Below are 15,493 nucleotides of genomic sequence, written 5' to 3'. Positions count from 1 at the left end.
AATGACAAGGCCAAGTTTTTTGTTCAATCGCATATTTCAAAAATAGAAAATAGTTTTAGTTTGGTTACCTTTGTATGCATAAATTATAATAAATATGAGTACTGAAATTAGAGCTTTAGAGCCAAATGCACTTTGGAATAAATTTGCAGATTTAAACGCGGTTCCACGTCCTTCAAAGAAAGAAGAGCGTATCATTAGATTTATGAAAGACTTCGGTGCAAACTTAGGTTTAGAGACTTTTGAGGATGAAGTTGGTAATGTCATTATAAGAAAGCCTGCTGCAAAAGGCATGGAAGATAGAAAACCTATTGTTATGCAATCGCATTTAGATATGGTACATCAAAAAAACAACGATACAGTTTTCGATTTTGACACTCAAGGTATTGAAATGCATGTAGTTGATGACTGGGTGAAAGCAAAAGGAACAACATTAGGTGCTGACAATGGTTTAGGAGTTGCAACTATAATGGCAGTTTTAGAAAGTGAAACGATAGAGCATCCTGCATTAGAGGCTTTGTTTACTATAGATGAAGAAACTGGTATGACAGGTGCAATGGGTTTAAAAGGAGGTATTTTAAAAGGAGAAATACTTTTAAATTTAGATACAGAAGAAGATGATGAGATTGGAGTAGGTTGTGCAGGTGGAGTAGATGTTACAGCTACAAGAACTTATAAAGAAGAAGAAACACCAGAATTTAAGATAGGCTATAAGATTACGGTAAAAGGTTTACAGGGTGGTCATTCTGGTATGCAAATTCATGAAGGTTTGGGTAATGCCAACAAGATTATGAACCGTCTATTATTTGATGGTTTTGAAAATTATGGATTACGTATTTCTGAAATAGATGGTGGTAGTTTACGTAATGCAATACCAAGAGAAAGTAATGCTATCGTTGCTATTGATAGTGTAAACGAATCTACTTTTGAATCTGAAATCAATCAACTAGTTGATGTTATAAAGAAAGAATTTAAAACAATGGAGCCAGATCTTGGAATAGAGATTTCTAGGACTGAAATGCCAGATAAAATTATGGATTTAGGTGTGCAAGAGGGCTTTACAAGAGCTTTATATGCAGCTTGTAACGGTGTTTATCGTATGAGTGCGGATATTAAAGATTTGGTAGAAACCTCTAATAATATAGCAAGAGTTATTGTTAAAGATGGACATATTAAAATAGGCTGTTTAACTCGTAGTTCCGTTGAAAGTTCTAAGTTAGATTTAGCAAATACGCTAAGAGCTACTTTTGAATTAACAGGTTGTGAAGTTGAATTTTCTGGCGATTATCCTGGTTGGGCACCAAATATGGATTCAGATATTCTTAAAGTTATGGTACCAATTTACGAACGGTTGAACGATGGCGAAAAGCCTCATGTAGCAGCATGCCATGCAGGATTAGAATGTGGAATTTTAGGTAAAAATTATCCAGATATGGATATGATTAGTTTTGGACCTAATATTAAAGGGGCACATTCGCCAGATGAGCGTGCACAGATATCTTCCGCTCAAAAATATTGGAAGTTTGTTTTAGAAATATTAAAGCATATTCCTAAAGCATAAGAATTATTACTTTGTAATTAATTTAGAGTGACCGCTTAGAATTAATATAAGTAGTCATAAAAAAAGCAGCTCATTGAGCTGCTTTTTTATATTTATAAATTCAATTATTCTGCAATACTTGTTAATTGTACTTCAAATACTAGGTTAGTATTTGGTGGTATAACTGGTTTTCTGCCAGATTCACCATAACCTAAGTAAGATGGTATAAATACTCTGGCAACATCTCCAACTTTCATGTTTAACATCGCTTCTCTAAAACCTGGTACTAAAGTCGCTGTTTGATTATATGGCATTGTAAATGGCGCATAGTAACCTGCTTGGTCTTGTTGCTCTTCATATTTACCATTTTTTTCTGCTACTTCTTTCCATGTTGTCCAGAATAACTCACCATTTTCAAAATAACCAGCACAATCAATATTTACACGTTGCGCAGGTGTTGGTTTAACGCCATCTGCGTCTTTTGTAAATATCATAACCATGCCTGTAGGAGATTCTATTCGTCTACCATCTAGTTCTTCGTTTTTCTTTAAGAAGTCTGCTTTGGCTAATTCTGCTAACTCTACAGCTTTCTTTTTTGCTTCAGCTTTTTGCTGTGCCTGTCTTTCCTTTATTTTTGGCATTTCTTCTTCAAATACTTTAGGAGCTTTAAATGCTTTTGCTGCTGATCCTTTTCTTATGATATTGAGTTTGGTAATTACAACGTCTTCAATTGGCTTATGATTACGTACTTGCGGATTTATAACTTTTACGTTAGAGATAGAATCATGAACATCCATACCTTCAACAATTTGCCCAAAAACAGCATGTCTATTGTTTAAACTTGGCCAAGGTGCTTCCATTATAAAAAACTGGCTTCCATTAGTATCTGGCCCACCATTAGCCATAGATAACACTCCAGGCTTATCGTGTATTAATTCTGGAATAAATTCATCTGGGAATCTATATCCAGGATTTCCAGATCCTGTTGCTGTTGGATCACCACCTTGAATCATAAAATCATTTACAACTCTATGAAACGTAAGACTATCATAAAAGCGTTTTCCTTTATATTCTTCGCTAACCATAGGGTGCTCACCTTCCGCTAAGGCAACAAAATTAGCTACTGTTACAGGAGCTTGTTTGTAATATAATTTTGCGATCATTGTACCTTTATTGGTTACAAATTCTGCATAAATACCATCTTCTAAATCAGGATAACGTTCTTGGCAAGAAATATTTACCAATACGAGTAATACAACTAATGCTGTAAGTGCTTTTTTAATCATTTTCTTGGGTTATTGTATTTAATGTTACTTCACAAATTAAAGGAACATTTGTTCCTATTTTATTATCGTCACCATAGTAGCCAAATGCTTTTTGCGATGGAAAGATGAATGTAATACGCTCTTCTGGTTTCATTAATTTTAAACCTTCTCTAAGACCAGTAAATAATTCTTGTTTATCTATAATATAGGTTCTAGATGTGTTGGCATAAATTTCTTCACCGTTGATATCAGAAACGTTGTAACTAAAATCAACAAGATCTCCGAAAGCAGGTTGTATTGTGTCGTTTTCTATTTTATCATTATAGAAATACCAAAAGCCACTCTCTGAGGCTATGTAGTTTTTATCTGAATTGTTATCGATTATCTTTTGAATAAGTTCACGCTCAGTCTCATTCAGTTTTCTATTCCTTTCTGCAGATTCTTTTAAAAACGATCCAGATTGCACAGTTTCTGGCATTCTAGCTTCTGGAGATTTACAACTCGAAAAACCTAGTAATGCTATAACTACATAATATAGGTTTGTACGCACTAAATTTCTGATTTTCTTACTGTTTATGTGGATATTCGATTTCATGTTTGGGACAATTCGTTCTTATATTGTGGTAATATACTAATAAATTTATCAACTGTAGATTCTAGAGTGCTTTCACTCCTTCCACCAGCAGCATTGTCGTGTCCACCGCCATTAAAATGCGAACGAGAAAACTGATTCACAGAAAAGTTGCCTTTACTTCTAAATGATATCTTTATAAGATTGTCTTGTCTGTTTTCAATAAAAATAACAGCAAAAATAATTCCTTTTAATGATAAGCCATAATTAACAAAACCTTCGGTATCTCCTTTTTTAAATTGGTATTTATCCAATTCCTCTTGGGATAATGTAATATAGGCTGTCCTCAATTCTGGAATCACTTTTAAGTTTTGTAATGCTCTACCTAATAACTGAAAACGACTATAACTATTGGTGTCTAATACATTGTTATGTATTTGGGTATTGTCAGCTCCTTTATCTATTAAATTACCAATCACTTTATGAGTTCTGCTTGTGGTTGATCTATATCTAAAAGAACCTGTGTCTGTCATTATACCAGTGTATAAACATGTTGCAATACGTGCATCAATTTTATCGCTATCACTTAGCATTTCTATGAAGTTGTAGACCATTTCACAAGTCGATGACATCTCAACATCTGAGTAGGTATATTTTGCATAGTCATCTGGTTGTTGATGATGATCTATCATAATTTTAGTGGCATCAGATTCTTCCAAGCTATTTGCCATATCGCCTGTGCGGTGAAAGGCATTAAAATCTAAAGTAAAAATGAGGTCAGCTTTGTCGATTAAGGTTTGGCTATAGTCCTTATCATTTTCATAGATCATTACTGTTTCATTTCCAGGTAACCACTGCAAAAAATCGGGATAATCATTTGGTGCAATAACAGTAGCATTGTGTTGTTGCAATTTTAAATAATGGTATAAACCTAATGTTGAGCCCATAGCATCTCCATCAGGATTTTTATGAGGTACAATAACGATGTTCTTTGTAGAACCTAGAAGTGTTTTTATCTCAGAAATCTGTGCTTTAATCATAGTCGACGAAGATACAATTTTTAAGAATTTTGAAACAGGCTTTTAGTATGAAATTAAGAACCTTTATTATTCTTCTACATACAAGAATCTATTCTGATCTATTTAGAGTAGCATAGCGAATACACGAATGATAAAAAACGCTTGATAAATTAAAGAAATAGATTACTTTTGCACCTCATTAAAAAAAAATACATGGCAACTAACAGAACATTTACAATGTTAAAGCCAGATGCTGTTGAAAAAGGACACATTGGCTCAATATTAGAAAAAATTACAGCTTCAGGATTTAGAATCGTAGCAATGAAGTTAACTCATATGACAACTCAAGATGCTAAAGCGTTTTATGCAATACATAGTGAGCGTCCATTTTATGGGGAATTAGTAGAGTATATGACACGTGGACCTATCGTAGCGGCAATCTTAGAGAAAGATAATGCAGTTGAAGATTTTAGAACATTAATTGGTGCTACAAATCCTGCTGATGCGGCAGAAGGTACAATTCGTAAAATGTTTGCAGATTCTATTAGCGAAAACGCAGTACACGGCAGTGATAGTGATGACAATGCAGCTATAGAAGGTGCTTTTCACTTTGCAGGCAGAGAGCAATTTTAATCTCACAAGTTATACTATATAAAAGGCCATCTATTACGATGGCCTTTTTTTATTTCTAAGATTAAGATAGAATTTATATTGTTTTATTTATTTAAAATTAAATAAAGATTAGTGCCTTTTGCTGTTGGTATAATAATAGCGGCGTGGTTAAGTTACTAATTTAGGAAACAAATTACAGATAGAAAGTCTGCGAGGACTTTTATAAGTAGGTTATAACTAGTAATTAATTATAAAAATTGTTATACCACATTATTTTTTGATTCGATTATATTTTTTGAGTGTTTCAATAAGTAAATCATGAGGTATAGCATAAGCCTTATTTCCATTAATACCTTCCATAGTTTTAGCGGCTACCATTGCGTTAATAATTGCTTCCTCGACAGTCTGCACTGTTGCTTCAAAAACAGGCAATAGTTGGTCATTTGACATGGATTGTACAATGGTTGTTTCATCCCGATTAAAAGCGCTTTCATTTGCAGTTGAGAAGGCTAAAAAAATATCTCCAGAACCATTGCTTCCTCGTCCACCTACAATACCAACGCCTAAAGGAATTCTTTGAGCGATTCTTTTTAACTGGTGTGGTAAAAGAGGAACATCAGTTGCTATAACTACTATAATTGAGCCATCTCCTTCTTGTCTCCTAGATTTTGGTGGCCCATTAAATTCGTAGTTTAAAGTGTCTTTTAATTCTACTCCAACTGGAACTCCTGCTATTGATAAATTTCTCTTTGCTCCGAAATTGGACTGTACGATTGCTCCAACAGTATAGGTTGAATCCTTAATTTTAAAAATTCTCGATGACGTTCCTGTTCCTCCTTTATAACCTAAACACATCATTCCAGTTCCCCCTCCAACATTTCCTTCATCTATTTTTCCACTCGAAGAATTTTCTATAGCCTCTAAAACATGTTTTTCTTCTACGTGAAATCCGTAAATATCATTAAGAAAGCCATCATATGTTTCCGCTACTACAGGATAGGTATACCACCAATCTTCTCCATTATACCAATCCGTATCCACATACCACTTTAATACTGCGTCTCTAACGACTCCAACACTATTGGTATTGGTTATCATAATTGGTGTTTCTAAAAATCCTGATTCGGTAACCCAAGTTGTACCGGTCATTTCCCCATTACCATTTAGACTGTACCAATTCGCGTAAACTGGACTAAATTTTTTGGCCTTTCCTCTCGGAAATATTGCAGTAACCCCTGTTCTTACAGGTCCTTTGCCAATAATATTCTTACCTTTTCCAGAAATTATAGTACTATAACCAACTTCCACTCCTTTAACATCAGTAATTGCATTAAATTCTCCAGTTATACCAACAAAGGGTATTCCCAAATCTCTTGCTCTCGGTTTTTGGCCGTAAGATTGAGAGATCATTAGCATTACTAAAAAAGCTAAAAATAATTTTTTCATATTGTTTGGTTTTAATGCGGTACAACGGTCTCGGCTATGAGTAGTAGCTTCGGTTAGTACTCAACTTTGCAAGTATACACCAAGTTGGAAATGCCTGAGGAATTTCCAAAGTAGGCGAGGACAAGCAACTACTTACAGTCATTGTTTTAAGTAGTTATTATTTTAGTTTTACAAATTTGAACGTATTATTTGCTATAAAACCTTTAACCTTTTTATCAACTAGGAATTCTATAATGGTACCACTTTCTACATCGATAAACTTAGTTTTGGTCATTGCCAATAGGCGTAAATTACCAACTGGTGTATTTCTTAATAAAAGAATATTTTCTTCCAATTGAACTTCCAGTACGATACCTTGTTCTTTGAGTTCATATTTTCCTTTAAATTCCTGTAATTCTGTATTTGGTAAATCAATTACTTCAATAATATTGGGTTGACTTATTGACCACTTATAATAATTAGATACTGCATTTTTTATTTCAGCTATTAATTTACCTCCATTATCAGCATTGGTCATAACTATTATAGCATTGCCCTTATTAACAAAAGCTTTCATGTCATTTGTAAAGCCTGCATTTTTTCCGCCATGCCCAAAAATTAAAGTATCGTCCTCTCCATTTAACGAAGGCCCAAGTCCCCAATTATTTTTGTGCTTAGTAAGCATTTTATCAATAGTATTCTTTGATAAGACACCATCTTTTTTACCTTGTACAATATCTTGTATTTCTATACAATACAATGCTAAATCTGAAGCTGTTGTCCATAGTCCAGCTGCAGCTTGTTCAGGATAATTATTCCATAAACCTTCAATTAGATTACCATTTCCATCATATGCGGCGCTAATATTATTTTGCCACTCTTTTAATATAGGTTGTTGATATGTACTATTTTTCATTCCGATAGGTAGTAAAATGTTTTTAGATATATACTCTTCAAGGGCCAATCCGCTAACATCTTCAACTACTTTTTCCATTACTGTATAGCCACCACCAGAATATCTCCATATGCTCCCAGGTATAGTATCGACAACTATTTCGGGTGTATTTCCATTCCCATTTAAAACATCAATAATTTCTGGAAATTCATCAGTTTGCTGATAACCCGGAAAACCATGAACTGTCATTCCTCCAGTATGTGTTAATAGTTTTTCAATTGTTACTTTTTCAATTTTAGTAAACTTATTTTCTGGAATCTGCCAATTTTTCAAATAATAATTCACATCTTTATTTAATTCTAGACTGTCATTCTCAAATAATTTTAAAGCAGATAAAGCAGCTATAGGTTTACTTATTGACCCAGCCTGAAAAAGTGTATTTTCATCTACTTTTGTTCCAGTTTTACTATTCGCAAACCCGTATCCTTTTGCCCATTTAATCTTCCCGTTTTCAACTACGGCTATACTAACTCCTGGAACTTTATAAAAATCCATCCTTTCTTGGATATTGAATGTCTTGATTGCATCTCCTTTTATTTGAATATTTTTTATCAATCCATTTTCAATAGCATTAATTTCTGCTTGTATTGTGTTTTCTTTTTGAGCAAAGCAATTGCTAATAAGAATTAAAAAGAAAATTAAAAAATAGATTTTTTTCATAATAATAGTTTTAATTACTGCCAACGTGTTTGTGTATGGTTAGTTGCGTGTTTCAGCAACTAATTTAGTAAACAAAAACGAACGCGATAAAATTCCGAAGGAATTTTCCAAATAGGCACTTGCCAAAGCAATTAATTATACACGTTGTTGTAACCAGTTTTTTATTCCGTTATTTTTCTAAAATATAAATCCGCTTTTCTACTGTCAGGTCCATAAATTTCCAAACTCGGTTTGAGTTCGTTATTTTCCATTCTAATATTTAATTCGTATTTATTCGTATTCCAATTATTCATTTTGAAGTGTCCAAATTCATAAACCTGTTTTCCTTTCCAAAACAATTCAAAAATGCAATGACCATATTCGTTTCTAATTCCTTTTCGGCTTTTTCCGTCCGCAAAGATTGTCTTTCCGCTATTTTGGTTCACAACTTTAAAATCAGATAAATTCAGAGTTGAGTCAACTTTTAATTCAAACGTATTAAAGTCAAATAGTCTGGATGAAATTTGAGTCGCAAGACAATGTTTGTCTTTTACTTTTTCAGCGTAGTTTTTAAAACCATAGAAACTTAAAATTCCGATTAATAGAATTATAATAATAATCAGATTTTTCTTCTTTCGCATTCGGTTTCATAAATTGGTTACAACTGGTTATATCATAACAAAAGTAATTGATATCCTCTCCGTTTTTCGGGATATCAACACTTTATAGTTTTTTTATTCTTTTCGCTTTGCTGTAAAAATACCATTTGGTTGTACAAACTTTAATTCTACTATTTTGCCATCTTCTTCCTTAAATTCAACCTTATAACCATCAGCTACTTTTAGGTTAAATTTATGCTCTGCTGTTGGTATAAGTTCATACTCGGGCTGTCCTGGTAAAAACACATAAAGTACATTTTCATCTTTAATATATGTTTTTACTTCCGTACCTACTAAATCATATAGACCAACATATTTTTCTAAGGTTTCTGCATCCACGTCTATGGTGTTGGGCGTGCGCTTAAATTGTATTGGGTCTGTTGTTGGTTCTATGGATGTTTTTAAATAGTCTATATCTCCGGCTTCATTGGTAGTAAAAGACACTTTTAATGATTGGCCAATCTCTGTTGAGTCCACTTTGCCATCGTTGTAGTCTATAAGCTCAAAAGTATCATAGTGGAAGTGATTAAGATAAATCCTATCTTTATTTAAGTTTGTAATTAAAGAGTCATTTTCTAGCGTTATTTCAAACTTACCATAACCTTCGTTTTCGTAAAAACCTGTGTATTCTATTAGCGCGTGCGATGGTTTGGTGTTTTTAACATTTGAAACTTCAGTATCTTCCTTAGCCTTCTCCTGCATTTCTATAGCCTCTTCTACATCTTCCTTATGCTTTTTTGCCCATTCTGTTTTTGTAACTTTTAGCATATAGTCTGCAGCAATATTTCTTATAAGCCTTGGTACCGCAGAACCATTTTGATTGGCTAATACAACAATACCCAAATTGTCTGAAGGATATAAAGCTACACTTGCAGAAAATCCATCGATATTGCCACCATGTTCTACCATATAATGCCCTTTGTAAGAATGTAAAAACCAACCATATCCGTAATTTGCAAATTGAGCTTCGGGTAATTCTTCACTAGGAAAACCCGCTGCTACAACCATTTGAGAGCTCATGGCTTCTTTTATATAGTCTTCTGGTATAATTTGTTCTTCTTTATATTTTCCATCGTTTATCCAGGTCATTAACCATTTACTCATATCATTTACACTACTATTAATGCTTCCGGCTGGTGACATACCAGCTATGTCGTAGTAGTCCATTTTTTTAATATTTCTATCTGCATCTAATTCATAACCAAACGATGCATTAGTGCTAGATTTCATACCCTCTATTGTAGTTTTAGAACGATCCATACTTAGAGGTTTAAAGAACTCGTCTTCAATATTTTCTTCCCAAGTTTTACCAGTAATTTTTTCGGTAATTACACCTTGTAATAAAAATCCAAAATTATTATAATACCATTGCTGGCGCACTCCTGTAAAGGGTTCGTGGTTTTTTATACGTGCAACAAGACTGTCTTTACTATGACTTGGAAAAAAATACCAAGCACCATCATGTCTTGGCAATCCTGTACTATGTCGCATTAAATCTTTAATTATGATATTATTATTCATCTCATCATTAAAGAATTCTAAATTAGCAATATGTTTTCTTGGGCTATCGTTAAAAGAAAGTTTTTCATCTTCACGATGCAGTCCTAACAAAGCCGATGTAAAGGCTTTTGTTGAAGATCCAATAGCGAATAACGTATTAGCATTGACTGGTACTTTATTTTCATAATCTGCATAACCAAAACCTTTAGCATATACGATTTTATTATCTTCTACAATAGCGACTGCAAAACCTGCGGCTTTAGTACTTTCTAACACAGAGTTAAATTCCTTCTCTATACCTTTTAGGCGCTTGTCAGTTTGTGAATAACCTAATGCCGACAAAAGGATAATGGCCAAGACTAGAACATGGTTAACCTTATTTTTATTGGTTTTAATAGTTTTACTAAACAGTGAATTCATTTTGGTTGATTTTTTAGTTTGTGATTATGCACTATAAGTATATAAATACCCAACTAAGTTACTGTTTTTAAGCAGAACTTTTATAAAATTACAATTCATCAGTAAAAATTTACAGTTCGGTAACTCTAGTTTTAAAAATCTAGTTATCTCCTAGATATTTGTGTAAAATAAATCACAGTAATATGAGCACACTAGTTAAAATAGCGGTTCTGCTAATAATAAATTCCTTCATTGTTTCTGCTAAAGAGCAAAACAACTACTCAATAAAAGTAAATATTGAAGAAGTAAAAAGTAATGAAGGGAAGGTACTTATAGCCTTGTACGATGCTAAACAAGATTTTTTGTCTAAATCATTTAAATCAACTAAAGGTGCTATAACTGATAATACGTGCGAATTTACTTTTAATAATTTACCACCTGGTGTTTATGCCGTTTCTATTTTTCATGATGAAAACAACAACGGAAAGTTAGATAGCAACTTTTTAGGCATTCCTAAAGAAGATTATGGGTGTTCTAACGGAGCAACCGGATTTATGGGACGACCAAAATGGGAGGATGCTAAATTTGAATTAAAATCTGATAAAACAGTAACTATAACACTTTAAAAAAATTTATAAAATGAAACATTTAATACTTATTGCTTTTTTGGTAATTTCAGGAATTACAAAGGCACAAACTAATTTTGAAAAAGGAATGGGAAAGGCTTTTGAGCTTTGGCAATCTAATAAAACAGACGAGGCCGAGAATATGTTTGAACGTATATCTAAAGTAGAATCTAAAGAGTGGTTGCCTCATTATTATATTGCTCAAATCAATAGCCTTAAAAGCTGGAGTACCACAGATAAAAGTTTACTAAAAGCACAATTAGATAAGGCACAAGATCACCTAAATGCTGCCATGTTATTAAGTGAGGATAATACGGAGCTTTTAGTAATGCAAGCCCAAATATACACCAACTGGATTGCCTCTGATGGTATGACGTATGGCATGAAATATTCTGGTAAAGTAGATGAATTATATACTAAGGCCTTAGAGTTAGATCCTTTAAATCCCAGAGCAGTATTTTGTAAGGCAGATTGGAGTATGAACAGTGCTAAGTATTTTGGAAAAGATACGGCTCCTTACTGTAAAGAAATTGTGGCATCAATAGAACTTTTTGATACCTTTAAGGCAGAGAGTAACATGCATCCAAGTTGGGGAAAGGAACGCGCTCAACAAGTTGCAGAATCTTGTAAACAATAAATAAAATATTATGATAAAATCAGTTAAAAGTATTATCGTAACCTTTGCAATTGGTAGTATTATTTATGTACTAGCAGAGCTTGCATCTGGTGATAATTTTCAGTACGAGAGCACAAATAGCTTTTTAATTGATTTTGGATTTACACAACTCTACACCTTTGTTTTAAGCTACGTTAATACGCTCTTTTTTGAATATATTAAAAAGCTACAATTTAAAAATTATGAAATAGCAAAACGAATTTCTTACGGAATTTTAGGAGCTACCGTAATCACTATTATAGCCATATTTATTTTAAGAGTATTTATAAGTGTAATCATTTATGGGGCATCTTTCGATAATTTTATTAGTCAAGAAAGTTGGAGAGGGTATTCCTTTGGTCTATGGATTACACTTACTATTCTTTCTGTCTTTTATGTAGCATATTTTTATAGTCGTTATCAGAAAAACAAAATCACAGAGCAGAAAGTTATTGCTGGTACAGCAAGCGCAAAGTTTGATGCTTTAAAAAATCAGTTAGACCCACATTTTTTGTTTAATAGCTTAAATGTATTAACAAGCTTAATAGAAGAAAACCCAAAGAATGCCCAAAAATTTACCACCTCGCTTTCTAAAGTATATCGTTATGTGTTAGAACAAAAGAGTAAAGAATTAGTAACTGTAGATGAGGAATTAAATTTTGCAAGGACTTATATGTCTTTATTAAAAATGCGATTTGAAGATAGTATCATTTTTGAAATTCCAGATAAGGCTTCAAATCCTGAAAGTAAAGTAGTGCCATTGTCTTTACAGTTACTTTTAGAAAATGCGGTAAAACATAATATGGTTACCTCTAGCAAACCACTGCATATTAAAATTTACGAAGATGGCGATCACCTTGTAGTAATGAATAATCTGCAGCCAAAACAAATTGTAAAAAAGAGTAGTGGAGTAGGTTTAGAGAATATAAAGCAACGTTATCAATTGCTATCAAACAGAAAAGTACACATCAATCAACGAGAAAAGGATTTTGCTGTAGCAATTCCGATGCTCACAAAACAAGTATCAATCATGAGAATATCACAAAAATCAGAAGCCAGTATTAACGATGATTACGTTAGAGCGCGCGAACGCGTAGAAGAATTAAAGGCGTTTTATTACAGTCTTATTTCTTACTGTTTTGTAATCCCTTTTTTAATATTTATTTGGTATAAATTTTCGCGACATACCATAGAATGGTTTTGGTTCCCAATATTTGGATGGGGACTAAGTTTAGTTTTTCAAGCTTACAGAGTTTATGTAGATAATGGCCCTTTAGGTGGTAATTGGGAAAAACGAAAAATAGAAGAATACATGCAGAAAGAGGATCAAAAAAACCAATGGAATTAAAAAATAGTATTATGAAAGTAGAAAGATCAGATTTAAATTATATTAAGGCTAAGGATAGAGTAGAAAAAATAAAGAAATTTTATAACCATTTGGTAGTATTCATAATCGTAAATTTAGTTATTACAGGTTTTAAAGTTTCGGACAATTTAGACAGTTGGGAAGCATTTACAAATGAGTTATTGAGTATAAATGTTTTAAGCTCGTGGACCGTTTGGGGAGTGGTTTTATTTATTCATTTTCTATCAGTTACAATAGGAAGAAATTGGGAAGAGCGAAAAATAGAAGCGCTTATGAAAAAAGAATTATCAAAAAATAATAGAGATTAGTAGTATGGAAAAATATAGTATAGAACCTTATAACGAAGGAGATTCAGTCTCCGATTTTAGAAAAGAAGAAGCCTATTTAAGAGCTAAAAAGAAAGTAGATACTATTATAGGTTTTTATTGGCATTTAGCGGTTTATCTTGTAGTAAACATTTTTTTAATTATTCTTATAGGAATGAATTCTAATCAAGGATTCTCCGGGTTTGGACCGTATGCAACAGCTTTCTTTTGGGGAATTGGTTTGGCATTTCATTTTATAGGTGCCTTTGGCCCAGATTTCTTTTTCGGTTCTAATTGGGAGAAACGCAAAATAGAAGAGTATATGGATAAAGAGCGCAAAAATTGGGAGTAAACTTAAACCTATGAAGAAGACTTTAGATGACCAAAAATTGCTTATAAAAGCAAGGCGTAGGGTTCGGCAAATTCAAATTTTCTATTTTCACCTTGTATTATATATTATAGTTGTTGCCTTATTACTTTATAACTTTTATATCGTAGAAGGACCATATAAAAATAATATTATAGCTTTAAATCTTAGTGTTTTATTGGTATGGACAGTTTTTATTGCTTTACACGGGCTTATTGTTTTTAAGGGACGCCAAATTTTTAAGAAGCGTTGGGAAGACCGAAAAATAGAAGAATTTTTAGAAAAAGAGAACGAGGTTGAGACAACAACTTGGGAGTAGATTTATTAATTAGAATACTTAAGTTTATACAATGAATGTAATAATTATAGAAGACGAGAAACCATCTGCAAGACGTTTACAACGTATGTTAAAATCTTTAGATGTTGAAGCACAAACCATGTTGCATTCTGTTGATGAGTCGATAGATTGGTTTAAAACCAATACACACCCAGATTTAATATTTTTAGATATTCAGTTGAGTGATGGACTTTCTTTCGAAATTTTTGAGGCTATTGATATTAATTCTGCAGTAATTTTTACTACAGCTTATGATGAGTACGCATTACAAGCTTTTAAACTTAATAGTATAGACTATTTATTAAAACCAATAGATGAAGACGACTTAAAAATAGCTGTAGATAAATTTAGAGATAGAACTCCACAGAAACAGTCTGTTACTTTAGATTTTAACGATATTAAGAAACTACTAGTAAATCCTATTGAACGCGATTATAAAAAGCGTTTTTCTGTAAAAGTTGGGCAGCATTTAAAGCTTATTAATATTGAAGATATAGAATGTATCTATAGCGAAAATAAAGGGACTTATGTGTTTACTAATGAAGGTCGCAATTATTTGCTTGACCAAACTTTAGATCAGCTCGAAGATGAATTAGAACCGCATGTATTTTTTAGAGTAAGTAGAAAGTTTTACATAAATATTAAAGCTATAAGGGATATTGTGAGTTACACCAATTCTAGATTAGAAATAAAACTAAATCATTATAAAGAACAGCAAATTATTGTTGCTAGAGAGCGAGTAAAAGATTTTAAGAATTGGCTAGAGTAATTAAAAGCCATCAAATATTCCACCAATAACATCACCAAAAATATCGGTGATATTCTCAATCAATGGTTCTGCGTTATCAATTAAAGATTCCGTACCTAAGAACAATCCTTGTATACCTGCTTCGGCAAAAATGTCTAAAAGTAAGAGTTCTGATAAGCTAGACGTTCTATATGTTTTAGATTTTATTTTCGCTTCCTCAGTCCATTCTTTAAATTGTTCTTTTTGTTCAATAAGAACTGGCTTATTTGTGGTTTCTAGTTTTAAAAGTTCATCATAAGTATTTCTTTTCTCAGTCTTAGAAAGAACTTCAAAAGCCTCTACGAGTGTATCAAATATGGCTTTAGCATCAGGTGAACTATTAGTATCAGGATGATATATTGCTATTTCTCTTCTAAAGGCTTGTTTAATCGTATTAAGATCGGCAGTTTGCTCAATCTTTAAAAGGGTATAATAGTTGGTTATCATATGTAATAGAATTCAATTAAAT

Annotated in this window: 17 protein-coding genes; 9 read left to right on the top strand and 8 right to left on the bottom strand. The window is 32.6% G+C overall.

Annotated elements, in window-relative coordinates; translation table 11 throughout:
* The first annotated feature begins 94 nt into the window (after window positions 1-94).
* Complete coding sequence (locus ACFWU4_RS11940; protein ID WP_411128157.1) at window positions 95-1,558, top strand: aminoacyl-histidine dipeptidase; 1,464 nt, start codon at window positions 95-97, stop codon at window positions 1,556-1,558.
* A 104-nt stretch (window positions 1,559-1,662) separates the two neighbouring features.
* On the opposite strand, the gene ACFWU4_RS11935 is transcribed toward ACFWU4_RS11940, so the two are convergent.
* The 3 genes from ACFWU4_RS11935 to ACFWU4_RS11925 are packed head-to-tail and all read right to left on the bottom strand — an operon-like array spanning window position 1,663 to window position 4,413.
* Window positions 1,663-2,823: a peptidylprolyl isomerase gene (locus tag ACFWU4_RS11935; RefSeq protein ID WP_411128155.1), complete on the bottom strand. Its 1,161-nt coding sequence runs from the start codon at window positions 2,821-2,823 to the stop codon at window positions 1,663-1,665.
* A complete protein-coding gene (gene gldI, locus ACFWU4_RS11930) occupies window positions 2,816-3,397 on the bottom strand; it encodes a gliding motility-associated peptidyl-prolyl isomerase GldI (protein WP_411128153.1) in 582 nt (193 codons plus the stop codon). Before gldI ends, ACFWU4_RS11935 begins: the two co-directional genes overlap by 8 nt.
* Entirely contained in the window at window positions 3,394-4,413 is a 1,020-nt protein-coding gene (locus ACFWU4_RS11925) for a DHH family phosphoesterase (protein ID WP_411128151.1), read from the bottom strand. The genes gldI and ACFWU4_RS11925 overlap by 4 nt, the downstream gene beginning before the upstream one ends.
* 192 nt (window positions 4,414-4,605) lie before the next feature.
* Between ACFWU4_RS11925 and ACFWU4_RS11920 the strand changes: the two genes are divergently transcribed.
* Window positions 4,606-5,025 carry a nucleoside-diphosphate kinase gene (locus ACFWU4_RS11920; RefSeq protein WP_411128149.1) on the top strand — a complete coding sequence of 140 codons (420 nt, stop codon included), beginning with the start codon at window positions 4,606-4,608 and terminating at the stop codon, window positions 5,023-5,025.
* Between the two features lie 249 nt (window positions 5,026-5,274).
* Here the strand turns inward: ACFWU4_RS11920 and ACFWU4_RS11915 are convergent, their stop codons facing one another.
* The 4 genes from ACFWU4_RS11915 to ACFWU4_RS11900 all read right to left on the bottom strand — a co-directional run bounded on the left by ACFWU4_RS11915 (window position 5,275) and on the right by ACFWU4_RS11900 (window position 10,602).
* The gene (locus ACFWU4_RS11915; RefSeq protein ID WP_411128147.1) at window positions 5,275-6,450 is read right to left on the bottom strand and encodes a P1 family peptidase; all 1,176 of its coding nucleotides are present in this window, start codon (window positions 6,448-6,450) and stop codon (window positions 5,275-5,277) included.
* Between the two features lie 157 nt (window positions 6,451-6,607).
* Entirely contained in the window at window positions 6,608-8,044 is a 1,437-nt protein-coding gene (locus ACFWU4_RS11910; protein WP_411128145.1) for a serine hydrolase domain-containing protein, read from the bottom strand.
* Between the two features lie 161 nt (window positions 8,045-8,205).
* Complete coding sequence (locus tag ACFWU4_RS11905) at window positions 8,206-8,664, bottom strand: hypothetical protein (RefSeq protein ID WP_411128143.1); 459 nt, start codon at window positions 8,662-8,664, stop codon at window positions 8,206-8,208.
* Window positions 8,665-8,757: 93 nt separating this feature from the next.
* The gene (locus ACFWU4_RS11900) at window positions 8,758-10,602 is read right to left on the bottom strand and encodes a serine hydrolase (RefSeq protein WP_411128141.1); all 1,845 of its coding nucleotides are present in this window, start codon (window positions 10,600-10,602) and stop codon (window positions 8,758-8,760) included.
* 182 nt (window positions 10,603-10,784) lie between these two features.
* On the opposite strand from ACFWU4_RS11900, the gene ACFWU4_RS11895 reads away from it, so the two are divergent.
* From ACFWU4_RS11895 to ACFWU4_RS11865, 7 genes are read left to right on the top strand one after another with little or no spacing between them, the layout of a single operon-like run.
* Entirely contained in the window at window positions 10,785-11,207 is a 423-nt protein-coding gene (locus ACFWU4_RS11895; protein WP_411128139.1) for a DUF2141 domain-containing protein, read from the top strand.
* Between the two features lie 13 nt (window positions 11,208-11,220).
* Window positions 11,221-11,844 (top strand): tetratricopeptide repeat protein, encoded by a 624-nt coding sequence (locus tag ACFWU4_RS11890; protein ID WP_411128137.1) that lies wholly within the window; start codon window positions 11,221-11,223, stop codon window positions 11,842-11,844.
* A gap of 10 nt (window positions 11,845-11,854) precedes the next feature.
* Window positions 11,855-13,210 carry a histidine kinase gene (locus ACFWU4_RS11885; protein ID WP_411128135.1) on the top strand — a complete coding sequence of 452 codons (1,356 nt, stop codon included), beginning with the start codon at window positions 11,855-11,857 and terminating at the stop codon, window positions 13,208-13,210.
* A gap of 11 nt (window positions 13,211-13,221) precedes the next feature.
* Window positions 13,222-13,536: a 2TM domain-containing protein gene (locus tag ACFWU4_RS11880; protein WP_411128133.1), complete on the top strand. Its 315-nt coding sequence runs from the start codon at window positions 13,222-13,224 to the stop codon at window positions 13,534-13,536.
* Between the two features lie 4 nt (window positions 13,537-13,540).
* Entirely contained in the window at window positions 13,541-13,885 is a 345-nt protein-coding gene (locus ACFWU4_RS11875; protein ID WP_411128131.1) for a 2TM domain-containing protein, read from the top strand.
* 10 nt (window positions 13,886-13,895) lie between these two features.
* A complete protein-coding gene (locus ACFWU4_RS11870; RefSeq protein WP_411128129.1) occupies window positions 13,896-14,219 on the top strand; it encodes a 2TM domain-containing protein in 324 nt (107 codons plus the stop codon).
* 31 nt (window positions 14,220-14,250) lie between these two features.
* On the top strand, window positions 14,251-15,006 hold the full coding sequence (locus ACFWU4_RS11865) for a LytR/AlgR family response regulator transcription factor (protein WP_411128127.1): 756 nt from the start codon (window positions 14,251-14,253) through the stop codon (window positions 15,004-15,006).
* Here the strand turns inward: ACFWU4_RS11865 and ACFWU4_RS11860 are convergent, their stop codons facing one another.
* On the bottom strand, window positions 15,007-15,471 hold the full coding sequence (locus ACFWU4_RS11860) for a J domain-containing protein (RefSeq protein ID WP_411128125.1): 465 nt from the start codon (window positions 15,469-15,471) through the stop codon (window positions 15,007-15,009).
* Window positions 15,472-15,493: the final 22 nt, after the last annotated feature.

Source organism: Winogradskyella sp. PE311 (assembly GCF_046545555.1).
Classification (GTDB): Bacteria; Bacteroidota; Bacteroidia; order Flavobacteriales; family Flavobacteriaceae; genus Winogradskyella.
Note: the sequence above shows the minus strand (reverse complement) of the source record. Positions and strands in the feature narration are given on the sequence as shown.

What these genes read in the sequence shown, in the direction of transcription:
- ACFWU4_RS11875 (WP_411128131.1), top strand. Translation starts at nt 13,541, where the DNA reads ATGGAAAAATATAGTATAGAACCTTATAACGAAGGAGATTCAGTCTCC.
- ACFWU4_RS11915 (WP_411128147.1), bottom strand. Translation starts at nt 6,450, where the DNA reads ATGAAAAAATTATTTTTAGCTTTTTTAGTAATGCTAATGATCTCTCAA.
- gldI (WP_411128153.1), bottom strand. Translation starts at nt 3,397, where the DNA reads ATGAAATCGAATATCCACATAAACAGTAAGAAAATCAGAAATTTAGTG.
- ACFWU4_RS11880 (WP_411128133.1), top strand. Translation starts at nt 13,222, where the DNA reads ATGAAAGTAGAAAGATCAGATTTAAATTATATTAAGGCTAAGGATAGA.
- ACFWU4_RS11925 (WP_411128151.1), bottom strand. Translation starts at nt 4,413, where the DNA reads ATGATTAAAGCACAGATTTCTGAGATAAAAACACTTCTAGGTTCTACA.
- ACFWU4_RS11860 (WP_411128125.1), bottom strand. Translation starts at nt 15,471, where the DNA reads ATGATAACCAACTATTATACCCTTTTAAAGATTGAGCAAACTGCCGAT.
- ACFWU4_RS11940 (WP_411128157.1), top strand. Translation starts at nt 95, where the DNA reads ATGAGTACTGAAATTAGAGCTTTAGAGCCAAATGCACTTTGGAATAAA.
- ACFWU4_RS11900 (WP_411128141.1), bottom strand. Translation starts at nt 10,602, where the DNA reads ATGAATTCACTGTTTAGTAAAACTATTAAAACCAATAAAAATAAGGTT.
- ACFWU4_RS11935 (WP_411128155.1), bottom strand. Translation starts at nt 2,823, where the DNA reads ATGATTAAAAAAGCACTTACAGCATTAGTTGTATTACTCGTATTGGTA.
- ACFWU4_RS11910 (WP_411128145.1), bottom strand. Translation starts at nt 8,044, where the DNA reads ATGAAAAAAATCTATTTTTTAATTTTCTTTTTAATTCTTATTAGCAAT.
- ACFWU4_RS11920 (WP_411128149.1), top strand. Translation starts at nt 4,606, where the DNA reads ATGGCAACTAACAGAACATTTACAATGTTAAAGCCAGATGCTGTTGAA.
- ACFWU4_RS11870 (WP_411128129.1), top strand. Translation starts at nt 13,896, where the DNA reads ATGAAGAAGACTTTAGATGACCAAAAATTGCTTATAAAAGCAAGGCGT.
- ACFWU4_RS11885 (WP_411128135.1), top strand. Translation starts at nt 11,855, where the DNA reads ATGATAAAATCAGTTAAAAGTATTATCGTAACCTTTGCAATTGGTAGT.
- ACFWU4_RS11895 (WP_411128139.1), top strand. Translation starts at nt 10,785, where the DNA reads ATGAGCACACTAGTTAAAATAGCGGTTCTGCTAATAATAAATTCCTTC.
- ACFWU4_RS11890 (WP_411128137.1), top strand. Translation starts at nt 11,221, where the DNA reads ATGAAACATTTAATACTTATTGCTTTTTTGGTAATTTCAGGAATTACA.
- ACFWU4_RS11865 (WP_411128127.1), top strand. Translation starts at nt 14,251, where the DNA reads ATGAATGTAATAATTATAGAAGACGAGAAACCATCTGCAAGACGTTTA.
- ACFWU4_RS11905 (WP_411128143.1), bottom strand. Translation starts at nt 8,664, where the DNA reads ATGCGAAAGAAGAAAAATCTGATTATTATTATAATTCTATTAATCGGA.